Source organism: Novosphingobium clariflavum, from assembly GCF_026420865.1.
In the GTDB taxonomy this organism is placed as follows: domain Bacteria; phylum Pseudomonadota; class Alphaproteobacteria; order Sphingomonadales; family Sphingomonadaceae; genus Novosphingobium; species Novosphingobium clariflavum.
This window is the reverse complement of record NZ_JAPCWC010000014.1, coordinates 25281-44237: the sequence shown is the minus strand read 5'-3', so window position 1 is coordinate 44237 and position 18957 is coordinate 25281. Positions and strand designations below refer to the sequence as shown.

General features: G+C 65.2%; 20 protein-coding genes and 3 tRNA genes. 7 read left to right on the top strand and 16 right to left on the bottom strand.

The features are described from left to right. Positions 1-10 precede the first annotated feature (10 nt). The 6 genes from OKA11_RS16395 to OKA11_RS16370 form a co-directional block, all read right to left on the bottom strand. On the bottom strand, positions 11-4360 hold the full coding sequence (locus OKA11_RS16395) for a strawberry notch family protein (protein ID WP_267222227.1): 4350 nt from the start codon (positions 4358-4360) through the stop codon (positions 11-13). Between the two features lie 170 nt (positions 4361-4530). Continuing rightward, entirely contained in the window at positions 4531-4746 is a 216-nt protein-coding gene (locus OKA11_RS16390; RefSeq protein ID WP_267222225.1) for a DUF6117 family protein, read from the bottom strand. Continuing rightward, on the bottom strand, positions 4733-5251 hold the full coding sequence (locus OKA11_RS16385; protein WP_267222222.1) for a hypothetical protein: 519 nt from the start codon (positions 5249-5251) through the stop codon (positions 4733-4735). The genes OKA11_RS16390 and OKA11_RS16385 overlap by 14 nt, the downstream gene beginning before the upstream one ends. An 83-nt stretch (positions 5252-5334) precedes the next feature. Further along, on the bottom strand, positions 5335-5700 hold the full coding sequence (locus OKA11_RS16380) for a DUF6915 family protein (protein WP_267222220.1): 366 nt from the start codon (positions 5698-5700) through the stop codon (positions 5335-5337). 10 nt (positions 5701-5710) lie between these two features. Further along, positions 5711-6181 (bottom strand): DUF6878 family protein, encoded by a 471-nt coding sequence (locus OKA11_RS16375; RefSeq protein ID WP_267222218.1) that lies wholly within the window; start codon positions 6179-6181, stop codon positions 5711-5713. A 98-nt stretch (positions 6182-6279) separates the two neighbouring features. Further along, positions 6280-8421, bottom strand: coding sequence for a ParB/RepB/Spo0J family partition protein (locus OKA11_RS16370; protein WP_267222216.1), 2142 nt, complete (start codon positions 8419-8421; stop codon positions 6280-6282). A gap of 11 nt (positions 8422-8432) precedes the next feature. Here OKA11_RS16370 and OKA11_RS16365 point away from each other — a divergent pair, with 11 nt between their 5' ends. Continuing rightward, positions 8433-8795, top strand: coding sequence for a DUF6771 family protein (locus OKA11_RS16365; RefSeq protein WP_267222214.1), 363 nt, complete (start codon positions 8433-8435; stop codon positions 8793-8795). Here the strand turns inward: OKA11_RS16365 and OKA11_RS16360 are convergent. Further along, positions 8779-8988, bottom strand: coding sequence for a hypothetical protein (locus tag OKA11_RS16360; protein WP_267222212.1), 210 nt, complete (start codon positions 8986-8988; stop codon positions 8779-8781). The genes OKA11_RS16365 and OKA11_RS16360 overlap by 17 nt on opposite strands. Positions 8989-9104: 116 nt before the next feature. Between OKA11_RS16360 and OKA11_RS16355 the strand changes: the two genes are divergently transcribed. Both OKA11_RS16355 and OKA11_RS16350 read left to right on the top strand, forming a co-directional pair. Further along, positions 9105-9362, top strand: coding sequence for a ribbon-helix-helix domain-containing protein (locus tag OKA11_RS16355; RefSeq protein ID WP_267222210.1), 258 nt, complete (start codon positions 9105-9107; stop codon positions 9360-9362). Between the two features lies 1 nt (position 9363). Continuing rightward, positions 9364-9678, top strand: coding sequence for a type II toxin-antitoxin system RelE/ParE family toxin (locus tag OKA11_RS16350; RefSeq protein ID WP_267222208.1), 315 nt, complete (start codon positions 9364-9366; stop codon positions 9676-9678). A gap of 9 nt (positions 9679-9687) precedes the next feature. Here OKA11_RS16350 and OKA11_RS16345 read toward each other — a convergent pair whose 3' ends face one another. The 5 genes from OKA11_RS16345 to OKA11_RS16325 all read right to left on the bottom strand — a co-directional run bounded on the left by OKA11_RS16345 (position 9688) and on the right by OKA11_RS16325 (position 11625). Further along, entirely contained in the window at positions 9688-10101 is a 414-nt protein-coding gene (locus OKA11_RS16345) for a DUF2958 domain-containing protein (RefSeq protein WP_267222206.1), read from the bottom strand. Continuing rightward, positions 10098-11000 (bottom strand): ArdC family protein, encoded by a 903-nt coding sequence (locus OKA11_RS16340; protein WP_267222204.1) that lies wholly within the window; start codon positions 10998-11000, stop codon positions 10098-10100. Before OKA11_RS16340 ends, OKA11_RS16345 begins: the two co-directional genes overlap by 4 nt. Positions 11001-11304: 304 nt before the next feature. Then, positions 11305-11379: transfer RNA gene (locus OKA11_RS16335), tRNA-Gly, on the bottom strand. A gap of 48 nt (positions 11380-11427) precedes the next feature. Next, a tRNA-Gly gene (locus OKA11_RS16330) sits at positions 11428-11502 on the bottom strand. 48 nt (positions 11503-11550) lie between these two features. Further along, positions 11551-11625 (bottom strand) — tRNA-Gly (locus OKA11_RS16325). Between the two features lie 211 nt (positions 11626-11836). Here OKA11_RS16325 and OKA11_RS16320 point away from each other — a divergent pair. Further along, complete coding sequence (locus OKA11_RS16320) at positions 11837-12736, top strand: tetratricopeptide repeat protein (RefSeq protein ID WP_267222328.1); 900 nt, start codon at positions 11837-11839, stop codon at positions 12734-12736. 14 nt (positions 12737-12750) lie between these two features. After that, entirely contained in the window at positions 12751-13362 is a 612-nt protein-coding gene (locus OKA11_RS16315; protein ID WP_267222202.1) for an LON peptidase substrate-binding domain-containing protein, read from the top strand. Positions 13363-13586: 224 nt separating this feature from the next. On the opposite strand, the gene OKA11_RS16310 is transcribed toward OKA11_RS16315, so the two are convergent. The 4 genes from OKA11_RS16310 to OKA11_RS16295 all read right to left on the bottom strand — a co-directional run bounded on the left by OKA11_RS16310 (position 13587) and on the right by OKA11_RS16295 (position 17170). Continuing rightward, a complete protein-coding gene (locus OKA11_RS16310; RefSeq protein WP_267222200.1) occupies positions 13587-14966 on the bottom strand; it encodes an L-serine ammonia-lyase in 1380 nt (459 codons plus the stop codon). 110 nt (positions 14967-15076) lie between these two features. Then, complete coding sequence (locus tag OKA11_RS16305; protein WP_267222326.1) at positions 15077-15832, bottom strand: molybdopterin-dependent oxidoreductase; 756 nt, start codon at positions 15830-15832, stop codon at positions 15077-15079. A 5-nt stretch (positions 15833-15837) separates the two neighbouring features. Then, the gene (locus OKA11_RS16300) at positions 15838-16710 is read right to left on the bottom strand and encodes a cytochrome b/b6 domain-containing protein (RefSeq protein ID WP_267222198.1); all 873 of its coding nucleotides are present in this window, start codon (positions 16708-16710) and stop codon (positions 15838-15840) included. Between the two features lie 43 nt (positions 16711-16753). Next, a complete protein-coding gene (locus OKA11_RS16295; RefSeq protein ID WP_267222196.1) occupies positions 16754-17170 on the bottom strand; it encodes a secondary thiamine-phosphate synthase enzyme YjbQ in 417 nt (138 codons plus the stop codon). A 478-nt stretch (positions 17171-17648) separates the two neighbouring features. On the opposite strand from OKA11_RS16295, the gene accD reads away from it, so the two are divergent. Next, entirely contained in the window at positions 17649-18497 is an 849-nt protein-coding gene (gene accD / locus OKA11_RS16290) for an acetyl-CoA carboxylase, carboxyltransferase subunit beta (RefSeq protein WP_267222194.1), read from the top strand. After that, the gene (gene accB / locus OKA11_RS16285; protein ID WP_267222191.1) at positions 18494-18949 is read left to right on the top strand and encodes an acetyl-CoA carboxylase biotin carboxyl carrier protein; all 456 of its coding nucleotides are present in this window, start codon (positions 18494-18496) and stop codon (positions 18947-18949) included. The genes accD and accB overlap by 4 nt, the downstream gene beginning before the upstream one ends. Positions 18950-18957 lie beyond the last annotated feature (8 nt).

The window sequence follows — 18957 nt, the reverse complement described above, 5'->3', positions numbered from 1 at the left end:
GTGGGGCTCCTCAGGCGGCCTTGCGCGTGGAGAGCCGTTCGATCGGATATCGTTCGAGCAGCCGGTCCAGCACGTCGGCGCCGACAGCCCCTGCCGGCACGTAGAGCCTGAGTTTCCACGAGACGATCTCCGAGATCAAGCCCATGGCCTTGAGACGCTCGACACCCAGATCATTGAACCCGGTGAGCTCGATCCGCCAGTCGTGCATGGCACGGACACGCTGGAGCTTCTGGTCCTGCGCCAGATGCAGCACGGCTTCGCCGGACATGAGCATCGAAAGCGCTTCCTCGCCGGAGAGCCGTACCGGACCATCGTCATTGGCGACGCTGGCCGCCCAGGCCGGAGACACGCGGCGGCCGATGACACGCTCGCCATCATCGCTCTGGAGCCGATAAACGCGCGTCGACTCGTCGGGAAGTCGCTTCCATATCGGCAGCAGCAGGCCGGAGACCATGTGCAGCGTCGATGTCTCGTGCGTCGGTAGTCCTGCAAGCTCCGCCTTCCATACCGCACTGAACTTGTCGCGGTCGGCCTCTTCCCATTGGCTCGCCAGCAGCGTTTCCGCCGGAATGACGCTATCGGTCAGCGGCCAGACCAGGCGCACGCGCGGATGGACGGCGCCATCGTCATCGGTCACGCTGCGCGCCCCGCGCTGGACGGCGCCGCGGCCGGTCCTGCTATTGACCAGCAGTTTCGCGCCCTTGCCTTCGGCCATGGCCAGCGCATCCTCCAGCGATAGCGGCGTCAACCGATCCTTGCGCTTGATGGTCAGAAGCTGCGTCTGTGCGCCCGTGCCCGGATGGGTGTAGATCGGCGTGCGGCCGACAATGCGGAAGCTTTCGGCCTGCAGGGTCTCCAGCCCGATTTCGTAGCTACCCGATGCCCGCGCCTGCTCGATCCGCGCGACAAGCAGGCCCTCGAACGCCTCGAACAGCAGGTTTTGCATCGCGACCGTGAGCGCGAGCATGCGGTTGAGGAAGGTGTTGATCCCCGGCAGCTCGTCCTTGAGGCCGCCGTCGCTATCAAGCAGCGACAGGCCGGTCGCCGCTTCGAAGCGGGCGAGCGAACAGCCTTCGACCTTGCCGCGCGCGAGAAGGATATAGAGCTGGCGCAGTGCATCGCGGGCATACCAGCTTTCGAGATTGTCCTCGGGCCGGAACATGTTCTGACCGCCGGTCTGGCGCTGGCCGCGCGTGATCGCGCCCAAAGAATCCAGACGCCGGGCGATCGTCGAGATGAAGCGTTTCTGCGCCTTCACGTCGGTCGAGACCGGTCGGAACAGCGGTGGCTGCTTCTGATTGGTGCGGTTGGTGCGGCCAAACCCCTGGATTGCAGCATCGGCTTTCCAGCCCGCTTCGAGCAGGTAATGGACGCGGCGGCGCTGGTTCGCGGCGCCAAGATCGGCGTGATAGCTGCGCCCTGTGCCGCCAGCTTCCGAGAAGACGAGGATGCGCTTGGCGTCATTCTGGAAGGCGTCGGTCTCATGCAGCGCTGCCGAAGCGGGACGGTTCTCGACCGCAAAGCGAACCGAGCCATCGTCATGGCGCCGGGAAACGACGCGGCGTGAACGCCCGGTCACTTCGGCCACCATGTCCGTCCCGAAATGCTGGACAATCTGGTCGAGCGCGCCGGGAACGGGCGGGAGCGCCGCGAGCCGTTCGATCATCGCGTCGCGGCGACGCACGGCCTCGCGATTGACGACCGGGTTGCCGTCCTCGTCATAAACCGGCCGGGAAGAGAGATTGCCATCTCCGTCGGTGAACGGCTCGTAGAGCTGCACCGGGAAGCTATGCTGGAGGTAGGACAGAACGCCGTCGCGCGGCGTGATGTCCACCGAGACGTCATTCCATTCATCGGCCGGGATTTCGGCGAGGCGGCGCTCCTGCAAGGCCTCGCCGGTCGAGACGATCTGCACCACGGCCGCATGGCCAGCCTCCAGATCGCGTTCGATGCCGCCGATGACGCTGGGCGTCTGCATGCTGGTGATAAGATGGTTGAAGAAGCGCTGGAGCATCCCCTGATAGGCGGATTTCGCGGCGGCTTTGGCCTGCCGGTTCAGCGTGCCATGGCTCGGACTGGTGACGCCGGCGGCTTCAAGCGCGGCGTCGAGATTGTTGTGAATCACCTCGAACGCCGATGCGAAACTGTCATAGATACGGACCTGCTCGCTCGTGAGCCTGTGTTCGAGCATCTCATATTCGACGCCATCGAAGGACAGCGAGCGGGCGGCGTAGAGGCCGAGAGCCTTCAGATCGCGGGCCATGACCTCCATGGCGGCGACTCCGCCATTCTCGATCGCGCTGACGGATTCGCCCCGAGTCGCGAACGGGAAATCCTCGCCGCCCCACAGGCCCAGGCGCTGGGCATAGGCGAGGTTCTGGACCGTGGTCGCGCCGGTCGCCGAGACATAGACGATGCGGGCATCGGGCAGTGCGTGCTGGAGACGCAGGCCGGCACGACCCTGCTGCGAGGGCGCGACATCGCCGCGCTCCCCCTTGCCACCGGCGGCATTGGCCATGGCATGGGCTTCATCGAACACGATCACGCCGTCGAAGTCCGGCCCCAGCCATTCGACGATCTGCTCTACGCGTGATTTCTTGCCACCGCGCTCCTGCGAGCGCAGCGTCGCATAGGTGGTGAACAGCACGCCCTCATCGAGCCGGATGTCGGTGCCTTGGCGGAAACGCGAGAGCGGCGTTACCAACAGCCGCTCCTGGCCGAGCGCCGACCAGTCGCGCTGTGCATCCTCAAGCAGCCGGTCCGATACGGAAATCCAGACCGCGCGGCGGCGCCCCTTGAGCCAATTGTCGAGAATGATGCCCGCAACCTGGCGGCCCTTGCCCGCGCCGGTCCCATCGCCCAGGAACCATCCGCGCCGGAATTTCACAGCGTCTTCGGCATCCTCAGGCGCGGCGGTAACGACATCGAAGGTCGCATCGACCTTCCACGCGCCCGACAGATGCCCACCATGCGCTTCGCCCGCATAGATGACGGATTCGAGCTGGGCGTCGGACAATATACCGAGCGTCACGAGCTGCGGCGGCAAATGCGGCCGGTAGGAGGGCTTGGGCGGTGCGACCGAAGCCATCGCAGCGGATTGGACCAGCGGCGTCGGATGCGTAGCTGCGCGGGGGATCGCGATCGATTGCAGCGCATAGGGTTCATATATGCTGTCCCCCAGACGTTCCGCGGGCGGCGTCCAGTCGACGATGTCATAGGCCAGTTCGATTGCTTCCGGCTCAGGCGCCGACGGCGCTGAGACGGTCGGCGCAGCACGCACTTTGGCGCGCGCGGGCGAAGCCGATGCCGTGACCGGCAGGGCCGCGACCGGAGACGGCGTGGTGGGTGAGCGCGGCGGAACCTGGGTCTGGATCCAGGCGAGCAGGGTCACGGTGTCGGGTGCAACGCCAGCGCTTTCGGGAAACTGGCCTGGATCCTCGGCCGGCAGCTTGTCGATGACGGTCAGCCGAGTGTCGATCGTCGTACCATGCTTCGCATAGACTTTGCCGCCGATCGCGGCGGTGAAGAGGACGCGGCCCGTCTCCTGCAACCGCGCGAAGGCGTCGCGCCAGGCCGGAGCATCGGGCGCGCAGCTTGCCCCGGTGATCGCGACTAGGCGGCCGCCCGGTTCCAGACGCGCGAGCGCTGAGGCGATATGGCGCAGCGCCGCGTCCTTCATGGTGCGTTCGACCTGCGCCACCACCGAGAAGGGCGGGTTCATCAGTACGACGCTCGGGCGGACGGCGGATGGCAGCCGATCGTCGATCGAGGCCGCATCATGGCCCGAGACTGGCACGTCCGGAAACAGCAGCCGTAGCAAGTCCGCACGGGTCTCGCCGAGTTCGTTGAGCGTGAGCCCCGCCCGCGCCAGCAGGGCATGGACGGCGAGCATGCCAGTGCCAGCGGAGGGCTCCAGCACATGATCGCTGGGGCTGATCGAAGCCGCCACGCTGGCGACAAAGGCAAGTCCGGGCGGCGTCGAGAATTGCTGCAGAGCCTGGGAGGTTTCCGAGCGGCGGGTGTGCGTGGGCATCAAAGCCGCGATGCGCTCGATCAGTGCGAGCGCGCTTGGCGCCACGCGGCCGACAATCACTTGTCCATAACGGCGCAGGAACAGGACTTCGGCGGCCTCGCAGGCTTCGTAGGCGCTTTTCCAGTCCCAGGCGCCTTCGGAATCACTGGCGCCAAAGGCGTCGGTCATGGCCGAACGGAGCTGCGCCGCATCGATGGCACGCCCGGCCTCGAGCGCCGGCAGGAGGCTGCGTGCGGCGGTGTGCAGGGCACTGGCCTGCGCGCCGAAGCCGGACGCGGCCGCAAGGGGCGCGGCGCGGAGCGCCGCGTCGGACAGGATATGGGTCATGAGTGAAGGTCTCCGGGAGAGCGGCAACAGGTGAAACCCGCCGGATGCTCTCCCTCTTGAGGCCCGGCCGGGTTCCCCCGTACCGGTCAGAACTCTTCCTCTCACGCCGCTGGCGCGAATGATCGCTCAGACAGCCAGATTGCCGCACGATTCACAGCACTACGGCGCGCTCAAGCGGGTGGAGTATAGGCTTCGTAGGGGTTGCCGGGGGCAAGATGACCGAACGGCGTCATCACATAGTCGCCTTGATCGCGGCCAACGGCGCAGATTACGTAGCGGGTCTCGCCGCTTTCCACCTCCGTGCATTCCATCAGCGCCAGATCGCCCGCCTTGGCAGCCTTCAACAGCGTCTCGAAATTGGCGCGGGCGTAATCAGGGATTGCCATGACCGATCTCCCCGTTGGCCTGAGCTTCCTTGTAGAAGCGGTCGAACAGCGTGTTGGTCGATTCCGAACGGATGGTCTCGGCAGTGATCAGCATGGCGAGCCCGCCGAAGCCATCGACCCGCATCTTCGAACAGGTGAAGGCCATGGTCACCGTCAGATGATCGAGGTTTGGCGATCGGCGCACGATGTCCTGCAACACGTCGGCCCATAGATCGCCGCACATGTCGAGTTCGATGTCATCCTCGCCGAGAATCGCATCGGGCTGCTCGTCGAGCAGCTTATGCGCAAGACGGCTGGTGTCGGGCTTGGCCGCATCAAGGGCCGCCCGGACGTCGCCAGCGGGCATGAAGATAAGGTCGTTGGCACCGTCCTCGCTGTAGTAATAGGCAGTCTCGTCAGCGATTTCCTCATCGAACACCTGTGCGAGGAACAGGCGTTCGATCGGAAGCATGGCGCTGAGCGGAATAAATGGTTCGACCACGGTCGGAGTGTAATAGTCGGCCATCGTCTGGCTCCTTGATATGTTTCGCCCCCGGCGATGGGGCGCCGAGGGCGGTGGTTTGATTGACAATGCACGAGCGCCGTTTGTCAGGCAGCGACGGCCTCGAACGGATCGACGTCGCGGTGGATCGGCTGCGCACGGCCCATCCAGGGTTCGGGCCGGATGCAACGCACCCAGTCGGCGAAGCTCGGGATAAACCCCAAATCCTCGCGAACATGCTGTTCCCCGACAAGGCGAACGGGAATTACGCGCCCCGTCGAGACGGTGATCGTCGCGCCGAAGAAGCACTCGAGCATGAAGATGCCCTCGGCATGATGGCGCAGTGCGCGGTGCCGGAAATCCGCAGTGATCGCCTTGGATTCATCGAACCACTGGTGGAGCGGCAGATAGTCTTCCGGCTCACCGCCCCATTTTCGGACCGAGGAAAGCGCATGGTGATAACAATGTCCCATCGCCTCCTCCTTAAAACTCGTAGGCGTGATTTTCGGATGTCTCGATCCGGTAGTTGAAATCGAGCACCAAGCTGTCGGCGGAGATGTCGAAGATGAGTTCGCCATAGGCGCCTTCGTTGTTCTCCCAGCCGCCATGCTTGGCCTCGAGGATGAGGTAGCAGATCGACTCGATCGCTTCGGGCAGGGACTGGGTGCGCCGATGTATCTCGTCGGAGTAGAACTCGGTTCGCGCAATCTCGACCAGGGTGTCGGGAAGGTCTGCGATCTCCTCGCCGGCCTTCGCTTCGATATTCTCGATCTGGCCGCTGTCGCCATAGCCGTCGAAAGTCACGGTAACGCAGGTAATGCCTGCATCGCCGAGGGCGGAAAAGAGGTTCGCTTTGTTCGCGGGAACCAGCGCGGCGGCGCGCTGCTCATAGGCGTTGTAGCGTGCCGTGAAATCATCGGCATCGAATGCCGGAGGCTGAGGTGCGTCCGTCATTGCGGATCTCCTGAAAATGCGAAAGCCCGACGCGAAATGCGCCGGGCTCGATTGATGTATGGGATGGGCGAGACGGCCGAAGCCGCCCCGCCCGGATGTCAGGCCGCTGCGGCGAGGCCGTCACCGCCGTCATCGACCGGCTGCGCATCGTCATCGAGAAAGGCAGGCAGTTCGGCGGCTTCGGTCTCCGCTGCCGGATCGTCGGCAGGCGCATCGAGCAGTTCGGGCGTCCGCATCGGCTCGGGAAGCCAACCCGAATCTTCCAGCAGCCGTTCGGCCTCGTTCGCCATGTCGCCCTTCTTCAGATGGTCGATCATCTCGGCGAACTTCGGCCCCTTGGCCTCGGCGACGTCGGCAAGGATGCGCGGCTTGGTGACGCTGCGGAAATAGCCCTCTACCGTCGGACGCCAGCCCGCGCCGACCAGATCGAGGCCGACAGCCCGCGCCAGGACATGACTATGCGTGATGCGCCGCTCGACGCTGTGCTTCGAGATGCGGCCATTGTCGTATTTGGGAACCACTTCGTGCTGCGCGTTCAACGCCTGCGAGGCGCAGTGCGCAAACAGGGCGGCCTGCTCGGCCCCGTCGAATTGGAGCAGCGCGTCCCACAGATCCTTGTCGCTGTCCGGCAGCCGGTCTGCCCAGCGTTTGTGGCGCTCGTCGATCGCCTTGGCGGGCGCGCTGCTGCGCAGGCCCGAAGGCGCAAAACCGAACGACACCTTGCTGAGCGACAGTTCCAGGCAGGATTCGCGACTGTAGGTGTAGAAGGTGCTGAGCGCGAATGCGTGCAGCACCGCCGCGAAGGCCGTGGACGGATTCTGCGCGAACGCGTCCTGAAGGGCGAGCGTGCGCCAGGCGGTCAGTTCGGCGACGAGGCGATCGGGAAGGGGTTTGAGGATTTCACCTTCCTCCTCGTCATCCCCGCCAGATGCCGCGCCGATCGGCACGACATTGGTCTCGGCCGTGCCAGCCAGCGTATCGCCTTCCTCACCGGCAGAGGCGCCGCCGACGCCGCAAACGGCATCGGCTTCTCCGTCTTCGCTCTCGATGACCGGCTCATCCTCAGGACGGACATAGCCACGCTCGATGCAGAGCGATCCATCGGATTCGATCGATACGAACACGCCGGCCCGTGCCATCTCTTCCGGATCGAAGGTCAGCGGTCGTTCGACCAGCGCGCCGATCTCGGTGTCGATGGCGGCAATGCGCTCATGCACCTCATCCGGCACATTCGGGTCGTCGGACCATTCCGCTTCGATCTTCTCGGCCTCGGCCTCCAGCTCCGCGAGCCGCGCCTCCTCTTCGGGAGTGCGCGGGACTGGCACGCCGTCAATCTCGCGCAGGCCGTTGGTAACACCCCAGGGCAGGTCGACGGCGGTCGCGACCCACTTCCAGCCCTCGGCGCCGATCTTCTCGCCTTCGACCTGGAGTTTTTCGGTGACCAGCCGGTCGAGGAGCGAGGGATCGGTCAGCCAGCCACCATCGTCATCCTCGAACAGGTCGCGCATCACGCCGCCACCGGCTTCGACATAGGCCTCGACCCCGACGAACCGCACCCGCTTGTCCGCGACGCGCACGCTGTTCTCGGTCAGCTTCTGCCGGATATAGGCACCCGACCGGTTGTAGCTGTGAGCAAGCAGTTCCCAGACCTGCTCCTGGCGCTCATGGTCATCGGAGACAGAAAAGGCTATGAGCTGCTCCAGCGTCATGCCGTCCTCGGCATAGACCTCGTGCAGCTTGGGCGAGACCTTGGCGAGCTTCAGCCGCTGGTTCACGACGGCCGGCGTCACGAGGAAGTGTGCGGCGATCGATTCGATATCCTGGCCCTTGTCCACCATCGCCCGCATGGCGCGGAACTGGTCGAGAGGGTGAAGCTGCTCGCGGAAGGTGTTTTCCGCATAGCTGTCTTCTTCGGCGGAAACGACATCATTGGCTGCCTTGACCACGCAGGGAATGGGCGCGTCCTTCGCGAGCCGCTTCTGCTTCACCAGCAACTCGAGCGCCCGGAACCGCCGGCCACCGGCCGGCACCTCGAACTGGCCGGTCTCCTCGCCCTCCGCGTCGAGGATGGGCCGCACGTTGAGGCTCTGGAGCAGCGTGCGGCGGACGATGTCCTCCGCCAGTTCGCCGATCGATACGCCGGCCTTCACCCGGCGGACATTGGACTGGGACAGATGCAAGCGGTCGAACGGAATGTCGCGCGAGCCGCTGAGGACGAGTTTCTGAGGCGCTTTGGCCATGGGGCTTCTCCATGACGGGCCGCCGCGAGACTCTCTCCCGGCTCCAAGCCCATCATGAAGCCAAGGGCTTCCCTCTCCCTCTCAAGGCCTGCCGCAGGCAGGCCGTAACGCGACCTGACACTCCGATACCGCCGGTCGGCATCAATGCCCTTGTCATTAAGTTCGCTATTTGTTCTCATGCTGCCATGGAACGAATCGAACGACAGGAATTGTCCGCCATCCTGCTGGCGGCGCCCGGATGGGCGCGCGTCGGCCTGACGATGCCGGACGAGCGGATGCGCGAGCGGGCTGCCGATGCACTGGCGGCAACGATCATCGAAAAGCTGGACGGATCATCCCCTCCCGACGTGAACCAGCTCAACCTTCCACTGTGAGCGGAGATGTGGGCCGCGCCGCGACATCGAAGACGCCACGGCGAATGTCGAAACGCTCGGAGAAAGTGACGACATTAGTGCGACCCTCGCGATCGACCTGCGTGAAGCGCAGCATGTCGCCTTTCAGGATTTCGATCGTCACCGGCGGCAGTTCGTCGCGGGGATCGTGGAAGGTCATGCGGTTCCTGGGCATGGGGCGACTCCAAAACTGCGACCCATGACATAGCAGATGATCGGCACCCACGCTTCCCCCACAAGCCTTGTCGCTGTCCACAATATTGCACTATATAAGGACAAAAGGAGGCTCGCATGAACAAGCCGATCACGCTCAATGTCCGGATCAGTGGCGCGCTGGGCGAGTTCGTCGCGGCCAATGTCGGCGATCAGGGCGCCTATGAGAATGTCAGTGAATATGTGCGCGACCTGATCCGACGCGACAAGGAGAGGAGCGAGGCGGAGCAGTTCCAACGCCTGAAAGCGGAACTGACGCGCGCCTTCGCTGCCCCCGAAGACAGCTATGACGCATTGGATGCCGAGGTCGTGATCGCCCGCAATCGCCGGGCGTGACATGACAGCATTGCGTGTTTCGGCAATCGCGAGCCGGCGGCTCGACGAGATTTTTGTCTATTCGCTCGACACATGGGGCCAAGAGCAGGCCGAAACCTATATCCGCGGTCTGTTTGCCTGCCTCGACCGGATCGCGCGCCGCGAATTGCTCTGGCGCGCGATACCGGCCGAATTCGGCGTCGACGGCTATTATTGCCGCCACGAACATCACTATATCTATTGGCGGTTGCTCGCCGATGGCGATGTCGGGATCGTCACCATCCTGCACGAGCGCATGCACCAGATGGACCGCTTCCGCGAAGACGATGGCAGCTGAGATCGCTCGTCAGCGATCGGGGGACAGCGTGCTCGCGCCCGGCGCCGACCCCCGGCGAAGGATGCGTTCACCCTCGACCAGCGATCCGGCGCGGGAAGCGGCCTCGGCATAGACCGAGAGCGGAAACTCGCCCTCGAAACGGATATCGCGCTCAATGCCGAGACCGAAGGGAAGCTGGATCGATTCCAGTTCCTCCAAGGCAAAACTCCCCAGTTCCGGACAGCCGAAGCCGAGATCGGCGAGGCCAAAGAGAATCCCGTCTTCATCCATCTCCGTGGCGAGCCAGGTGCCGGGGCCAAGAGGATTGAAGAAGCGGACCACCGGCATCGGGTCCGGCGCGGGTTCGCCGCGGCGAAGCGCCGCGCAGCGGGCGCGGTGATTGGCGCGCAGTTGGTCGCGCAATTCTGGCGTGACGAGGATCATGCCGCCAACTCCTCGGCCTGGGGCTGCTGTGCCCACATCCAGTCGGCCGCCTGCTGGGCCTTGCTGGCAGCAGTGAAAATCGCGCGCGGATCATTCTTCAGGGCCGAGAGCCACGAGGCCACATATGCGGCATGATCGGGTCGCGGATGGTGCGCGATGCCGAGGTCAGCCAGTACGAACGACGCGGTGAGTTCGGCGCAGGCTTCTTCGATAGGCAGCCAATTGCGCTTGAACCGATCGTCGAAATTGCGGTCGAGCCGGTGCTTTGCCCCTGTGGCGTGCGCACACTCGTGGAGGATCGTCCCCATCTGGGCGACTGCATCGCGGAACGCCGAGAAAGGCGGCATGAAGATCTGATCGAGGTCGATCCGGTAGTGGGCGTCATAGGCGCCTTCGGTGATCGGTATCTTCAATGCCGCGACGAATGCCTCGGCATGGGTAATGCGCTCGCTCTCGGGCAGCAAGGTCGCCGGTTCCGGTTCATATCCGTCGACCTGAGCAATGTTGAACACGGTGAACGCGCGGGCGAACATACGGCCTGGACGCGGATCTCCGTCATCGTGATCGTCATCAGTTCGGCAAGCCGCCTGCTTCCAGAGCACGACGGTGGTGCCGCGCTCACCCTTGCGAACCTGTGCGCCGACGGCCTGCCACTGGCGATAGGTTCCCCAGATGCCGCTGGCATAACCGGACGCCTGTGCGGCAATCCAAAGCGCCAGAACGTTCACGCCGCGGTAGCGCTTTGATGAAGCGATGTTCTCGGGACGGGTGACGGCGGCGCCGTCGTGATGCCAAGGCATGCGCCAATCGCCGGCGCCGGCTTCGATCGCGGAAATTATCTCGGCGGTGATGCGCGAATAGACGTCGGCGCGCGCGGCCGATCCGTTGGTTCGGGTCATGGCAAGTCTCCATGACGGGCCGACGGCGAGCCTCTCTCACCGTGCTAAACCCGTCACGGCCAACCGGCCGCACTCTCCCTCTGGCGGGGCGTTACGGGGCGGCAGCCCCGTTCGAAGGGGTCCGGGGAGACGAGGAACGCGGCTCACCGGCAGGGGAAGGCGTTCCCCTCCAAACTCCGCCACAATGGCCATGAGTTTCCGTTTGCACGCGTGTTTGGTGGTGAACTGGTGGTGAACTGACGCGAATAAGCGACATTCCACGCGGAACGCCGCGATCGCAAACTTTTGATTTTATTAGGAAAACTGGAGCGGGCGAAGGGATTCGAACCCTCGACCCCAACCTTGGCAAGGTTGTGCTCTACCCCTGAGCTACGCCCGCTCTGGCGTTCAAGACGTTCGGGACACGTCGGAAGTCTCGTATTCGAACTGGAGCGGGCGAAGGGATTCGAACCCTCGACCCCAACCTTGGCAAGGTTGTGCTCTACCCCTGAGCTACGCCCGCTCTGGCGTTCGAGACTTTCCGGACAAGCCGAAAATCCCGTATGTGAACTGGAGCGGGCGAAGGGATTCGAACCCTCGACCCCAACCTTGGCAAGGTTGTGCTCTACCCCTGAGCTACGCCCGCTCGACGTTCAAGACCTGCTGGCTAACCGGCAGGTCCGGGGTGAGGCGGCCGACTAGCAGCGCTTTTGGGGGGCGGCAAGAGCTAATTTGAAAGAATCGCACGAAGACCGGCAAGAAGCCCATAAACCCTTCACAAATCGGTCGCGAAGGCCGATCTAGGGCCCTCGAACTTCTTTACGTACGCATTCACGGGAGCACGAATCTTGGCCAGCATGGGTCTCAACCTCGACGAACAGAAGGCGGTGGACCGCTTCCGCCAGTCCGTGGCCGAACCGTCGATGACAAAGCTGGTGATCCTCGATTTCTGGGCGGAATGGTGCGGCCCCTGCAAGGCGCTGACGCCGGTGCTGGAAAAGGTCGCCGCCGAATATGCCGACAAGGGCGTGGTGCTGGCCAAGCTGAATGTCGACGAGGAACAGTTCATCGCCAGCCAGTTCCAGGTCCGCACGATCCCCACGGTCTACGCGATCTTCCAGGGCCAGCCGGTGGCGGACCTGACCAACGCGCGCACCGAATCGCAGCTCAAGCAGATGCTCGACCAGCTGCTCGCCAAGCTGCCGGTGCAGACCGGGGCCGAGCCGGCGCAGGACATCACCCCGCTGATCGCCATGGGCGAGGAAGCGCTGGCCGAGGGCGACGGCGAACGCGCGGCCTCGATCTTCATGCAGATCCTCGAGATCGCGCCGGACAATGGCGAAGTGATCGCCGGGCTCGTGCGCGGCCTCGTCGCCGCCGGGCGAATCGAGGAAGCGGAGCAGATCCTCTCCAGCCTAGAGCCGGAACTGGCTGCCGATTCGCACCTGGAACGTGCGCGTTCGGCATTGGCGCTGGCCAAGGACAAGCCCGAGGACAGCGAACTCGCTGCCCTGCGCGCCGCCGCGGCCGCGCGTCCCGAGGACATGGAAGCCCAGCTCGCCTTCGCCAACGCCGCCTTTGCCGCCGGGGAGCGTGACGATGCCGCCGCCACCCTGCTTGCCATGGTCGCTGCCGACCGCGCATGGAACGAAGGCGCCGCGCGCGCCAAGCTGCTGCAGATCTTCGAGGCGGTCGGGCTGGAAGACCCCTGGGTTTCGGCCACGCGCCGCAAGCTCTCCACCGTGCTGTTCGGCTGAGCGGAGCGGCGCCCGTGCGGATCACCATCTTTCCCCTGCCGGGCGCCGTCCTCTACCCGGGGCTGCAACTGCCGCTCCACATCTTCGAGCCGCGCTACCGTGCGATGGTGAGCGATGCCCTCGCGCGGGACCGGCGCATCGGCATGATCCAGCCGCAGCGCCCGGTCGAAGGGGCGCCGCTCTACGCAGTGGGCTGCCTTGGCCGGATCGGCGATGTCGAGGCGCTGGAAGACGGGCGCTTCAACATCATTCTCGAAGGCGAATCGCGCTTCCGCGTGCTGCGCGAACTCGATGTGACCACGCCCTTCCGCCAGATCGAGGCGGAACTGCTGCCCGACGACGGCGATGAAGTGCTGGCCGCCATCGAACGCGCCAGTTTCGAACGCGAGGCGCGGCGATTCGCCGATGCGCAGGGCTACGTGGTGGACTGGGAGCAGGTCGCGCGGCTGGACGACCAGTCGCTGATCAACGGGGTCTCGCAGATCGCGCCGTTCGATGCGGCGGCCAAGCAGGCGCTGCTGGAGGTTTCCGGCCTGCGCGAGCGGTGCGAACTCTTGGTGCAGTTGATGCAGTTCTTCGGGCGCCGGTCGGATGACGACGACGAGGATGGGGTGACGTTGCAGTAAGGGACGAATGGAATCCTGGAGCCCTTCGACAAGCTCAGGAGATCCCCCGGACCCTCGAAACGTCTACCTCGCGTCCTGCCTATCCGTAGTGCGCTCCTTGCGGCGCAGCCATTAGTCTCCCGACGCAGCTATGGGCGCTTAACCGATAGGGCAGGGCACCACGGAGACGGTATTGGGGGTGCAGGGGGGCTATGCTCCCCTGCTTTATCCCTTGCCCCTCTTCCTCAACACGCCACGACGTTGATCGCCAGCCCGCCCTGGCTGGTTTCCTTGTACTTGCTCGACATGTCGAGCCCGGTCTGGCGCATCGTCTCGATCACCTGGTCGAGCGACACGCGCGGGGTCTCCCCGGCGTGCAGGGCCAGTTTCGCCGCGTTCACGGCCTTCACCGCGGCGATGGCGTTGCGTTCGATGCAGGGGATCTGCACCAGCCCGCCGACCGGATCGCAGGTGAGGCCGAGGTTGTGCTCCATGCCGATCTCCGCCGCCGCGCAGACCTGCACCGGGGTGCCGCCCCAGACCGCCGCGAGGCCGGCTGCCGCCATCGAGCAGGCCACGCCCACTTCGCCCTGGCAGCCCATCTCCGCGCCGGAGATCGAGGCGCGCTGCTTGTAGAGCAGGCCGATTCCGGCAGCGGTCAGCAGGTAGCGGCGTGCCTTGGTGGGGATCGCGGCGTTCCCGTCGCTGCAATACTGGCGCAGCAGCGAGGGGACGATGCCGGCTGCGCCATTGGTCGGCGCGGTGACGACGCGGCCGCCGCTGGCGTTTTCCTCGTTCACCGCCATGGCGTAGAGGTTCAGCCAGTCCATCAGGGTTTCCGCCTGATTGTCCTGCGGGCGGGCGATCAGCTTCTGGTGGATGGCGCGAGCGCGGCGGCGGACCTTGAGCGGGCCGGGCAGGTGCCCTTCCTTGGTGAGCCCCTGATCGATGCACAGGTTCATGGCATCGGCAATCACGTCGAGCCCGGCGAGAGTCTCTGCCTCGGGGCGCCGCGCGGCTTCGTTGGCCATCATGACTTCGGCGATGTCGAGGCCGCTCTCTTCGCAGACTGCCAGCAGTTCGGCGCCCGAGGTGAAGGGGAAGCGGACTGGCGGACCGTGGACCACCTGATCGTCGGGCGCGGGCTGTTCGAGTTGGTGGCGGCTGGAATAGAAGCCGCCGCCGGTCGAGAAATACTCGCCGCGCGCCAGTTCCGCGCCGTCCGCGTCCCATGCCGTCAGCACCATGCCGTTGGGGTGGAGATCGGGGATATGGTCGAAATCGAGAATGAGGTCGCGCGCGCAGTCGAAGGCGATCTCGCGGCGGCCAAGGAGCGCGATCCGGCCGCTGGCGCGCACTTCGGCAGCGGCGGCGTGGGCCTCGGCAGGCTCGGCGGTTTCGGGTTCGAAGCCGATCAGGCCCATCAGGCAGGCGTCGGGGGTGCCGTGGCCTTCGCCGGTCAGCGCCAGCGAGCCCTGCAGGTCGACGCGCAGGCGGGCGATCGCGTCAAACTGCCCCGCGGCCTCGATGCCCTGAAGGAAGCGCAGGGCGATGCGCATCGGGCCGACGGTGTGCGAACTGGACGGGCCAAGGCCGATGCGGAACAGGTCGAGCGCGGAAATCACGGCTGAAACTCGGAAGCGGGGAGGATGGTCACGGGGGCTACGCTCTTGCGTTATTATTTTGAAGCCGCGTGGATTAAGCCAGATAGGCTGGGATGCAATGGGCCGGCGGACTAAATCCCGGCATACCACGCGTATCGGCCATTATCTTCCCAATATCCGCCCTTGCCGCCGTAGATCCCGGCGAGCGAGGCGACGGCCTCGATGCGGGTGACGAACTTGGCGTGCTTGTAGCCGAGTTGCCGTTCCACCCGCAGGCGCAGCGGGGCGCCGTGCTGTTCTTCCAGCGGCTGGCCGTTCATGGCCCAGGCGAGGATGGTCTGCGGGTGGAAGGCCTCCACGAGATCGATCGATTCGTAATAGGGCCGCCCGCCGTAGAGATCGGCGCAGTGGAACACGAGATAGCGCGCCTCCGGCCGCAGCCGCGCCAGATCGAGCAGGGCGGCAAGGCGCGGCCCGGTCCACTTGCCGATCGCGCTCCAGCCCTCGACACAGTCGTGGCGGGTGATCTGGGTGCGCTGGGGCATCGCCTTGAGCGCGCTCAGCGGCAGCATGAGCGGATGCGCGACCAGCCCGTCCACCCGCAGCGCCCATTGGGAAAAACCCTGCGCGAAATGGGCGCGGTAGACCGGATCGGCGACGGCAAGGCTGCCGTTGGCGCGGAACGTGGGCGACATTTGCGATTCGGAAAACTCGCGGGCGAGGGCATCGCCGGCAAGGCCGCGCTGGGTCACGCGGTGGAGGTCTTCCGCCTGGCCCAGAAAATCGAGCACTTCGGGCTTGCGAGTCAGCCGGTCGCAGCCGGAAAGCAGCAACCCGCCCGCACCCACCGCTCCTGCCTGAATCAGCCGCCGCCGGGAGAGAATCAACTTGCTCAACGTTCTGGCTCCTTCGGCAGGCGATACCAGCCCGTCACCATCGAGCGCAGTTCGTTGAACGGCCCGGCCAGCAGCACCATGGCGATGTGGACGATGAAGAAGCCCACCAAGGCAAATGCGCAAAGGAAGTGGATCGATCGCGCCGTCTGCCGCCCCCCGAACACTTCCGTCACCAGCGGCGCCCACGCATCGGTGCTGGGCGAGAGGGCGAGGCCGGTCAGGATCATCAGCGGCAGCAGGCCGAACAGCACTATGGCATAGGCGATCTTCTGAAGCGTATTGTAGCGCAGCGCCGCCGCGCCGGTGGGCAGGCGCAGCCGGGCGTGGTCCTTCACTTCGTGCCACACATGCCGCAGCCGCCACTCGCGCCGGGTGATATGAATGTCGCGCTGGATGTGCCGGTTGACCAGCGACCAGATCAGGTAGGCTGTCAGCCCCAGCGAGAGCACCCAGGCGAAGGCCAGGTGCCATGTCCGCGCATCGGCCAGACTGTAGGCCGAGGGGATCGTCGCCCAATAGGGAAAGGCGCGGCGGTGCGGGGTGCCGTCGGGGTCCTGCCAGTAGCCGAGCAGCCCGGTCGTCTCGGTCCTGTGGCCCGCCACTTGCAGATAGCCATATTCATATGTGCCGATCCGGGCGGAGCCGATCTTCAGCCACGGCGTATCGAAATTCGCGCCGTATTCGCCCCAGTAGAGCCGGGCATGGGCGTTGAAGATCATCAGCCCGCTCATCAGCATGATCAGCAGCGTGACCGCATTGGTCCAGTGCCAGAGCCGGGTCGAGAGCCGGTGACGCTTCACCAGATCGCCGCCTTGCGGATGAGCCTCTTGCGCGGGAGGCGGTTCGGCGGGCGGGGCGATGTCGCTCATGATCCCAGTTCGCCTCGCGCCTGCTATCGGTTACAGCCCGGTTCTACACGCCGAACAGGTGCAGCGCCACCTGCCGTCGATGCGGCATGCGGCGATGTTCGGCCAGATAGATCCCTTGCCAGGTTCCCAGCGCCATCTGCCCGCCGATCACCGGAATCGACAGGTTGACGCCGGTCAGAGTCGCCTTGAGGTGCGCGGGCATGTCGTCCGGCCCCTCGTCGTCATGCGCATAGTGCGGGCCTTCCGGCGCGATCCGGTCGAGCCAGGCGACCAGATCGCCGCGCACCTCGCGCGCGGCATTCTCCTGAATCAGCAGCGAGGCGGAGGTGTGGCGGCACAGCAGCGTCAGCAGCCCCTCGCCGATGCCGCTGTCGCGCTGCCATCCGGCAATCGCCCGCGTGATATCGGTGAGCCCCCGCCCGGAGGTGTCGAACGTGAGGATGGTGGTGGCCTGTTTCATCGCAACGGCATCCTGATCGCGGGCGACGCGGCGATCAAGTCGCGGCTTCGAGCGCGATTATGTCTCATTTCAGCAACAGCGAGCGGCGGTAAAGACCGATAATTTCTCGCTTGACCTAATGGGAAAGGGGTGAAACACAGCATCGTTTAGAGGCTTCCATGTATGTTTACAGAGGTGGCGTCGAACCCTTGGAAATCGTGGATTCCTGCGGCTTTTGCCCTCTCGTGCGACGCCCCCGGCCGGTCCGGGCAGGCACTTTTTGTCCCATCATCCGCGCAGAGGCGATTGATCTAGCCATATCTGCCGCGTATTGCCGCGCTCGGCGACGGGCCGGCAGACCGGCACGGTGTCTGTCGTCCGCAAGGATCGTTCGGTCGCTGGATATGCCGCAAATCGGCGCATCCGCACGGCTTCCGGACGGCCGCGAGATGAGCCCGGGCTATCACCGGGCCGCTCGGGTCTCACGCAAGGGTTGGTCATGAGTTGGCTTAGCAAAGTACGCAATTCCCTCGGGAACCTGAAGAAGCGGGATACGCCCGACAACCTGTGGACCAAGTGTCCCGGGTGCGGCGAGATGCTCTTCACCAAGGAGTTCGAGGACAACCTCTCGGTCTGCCCGCGCTGCCAGTACCATGGCCGCATCGGCGCGCAGCAGCGCTTCGACCAGCTTCTCGACGCCGGTTACGGTATCCTCTCGGCACCGCGCGTGCCGGAAAATCCGCTCAATTTCCGCGATTCCAAGAAGTACTCGGATCGCCTCAAGGCTGCTCGCGCCGCCAATCCCTACCCCGATGCGCTGACCAATGCGCTCGGCACGATCGAGGGCCGCAAGGTCGTCCTCGGCGTGCAGGACTTCGCGTTCATGGGCGGGTCGATGGGCATGGCCGTGGGCGAGGCCTTCGTCGAGGCCGCCGAGCGCGCGATCGCCGAGAACTGCGGCTACGTCATCTTCACCGCCGCGGGCGGCGCACGCATGCAGGAGGGTATCCTCTCGCTCATGCAGATGCCCAAGGCGACCGTCGCGATCCGCCGCCTGGCGCGGGCGGGTCTGCCCTACATCGTCGTCCTCACCGATCCCACCACCGGCGGCGTCACCGCCAGCTACGCGATGCTGGGCGACGTCCACATCGCAGAGCCCGGCGCCCTCATCGGCTTCGCCGGCCAGCGCGTGATCCAGGACACGATCCGCGAGAAACTCCCCGACGGCTTCCAGCGCGCCGAGTACCTCCATGCCCACGGCATGGTGGACATGGTGGTCCACCGCAAGGACCTCAAAGGCACGCTGGCATCGCTGCTCGAATATCTTGAACGAAAGGAAGTTGCGTGAACATCGACAGCGCGCTGGTACGCGAGCTCGCCGAGCTCCTGGCTGAAACCGGTCTGACCGAGATCGAGGTCGAGGACGGCGAACGCAAGATCAAGGTGACGCGCCAGGTTGCGCAGCAGATCGTTGCTGCCGCTCCGGCCATGCCCTTCGCCGCTCCCGCCGCTGCGCCGGTTGCTGCCGCCGCTCCGGCTGCCGAGGCGGCTGCCCCGGCCGCTCCGGTCGATGCCGTGAAGTCGCCGATGGTCGGCACCGCCTACCTCGCGCCCGAGCCTACCGCGCCGAACTTCATCAGCGTCGGCCAGCAGGTCAAGGCCGGCGACGTGCTGCTGATCGTCGAAGCCATGAAGGTCATGAACCAGATCGTCGCGCCCAAGGGCGGCACGATCCAGGCCATCCTCATCGACAACCAGCAGCCGGTCGAATTCGACCAGCCGCTCGTCGTGATCGCCTGAGGACCATG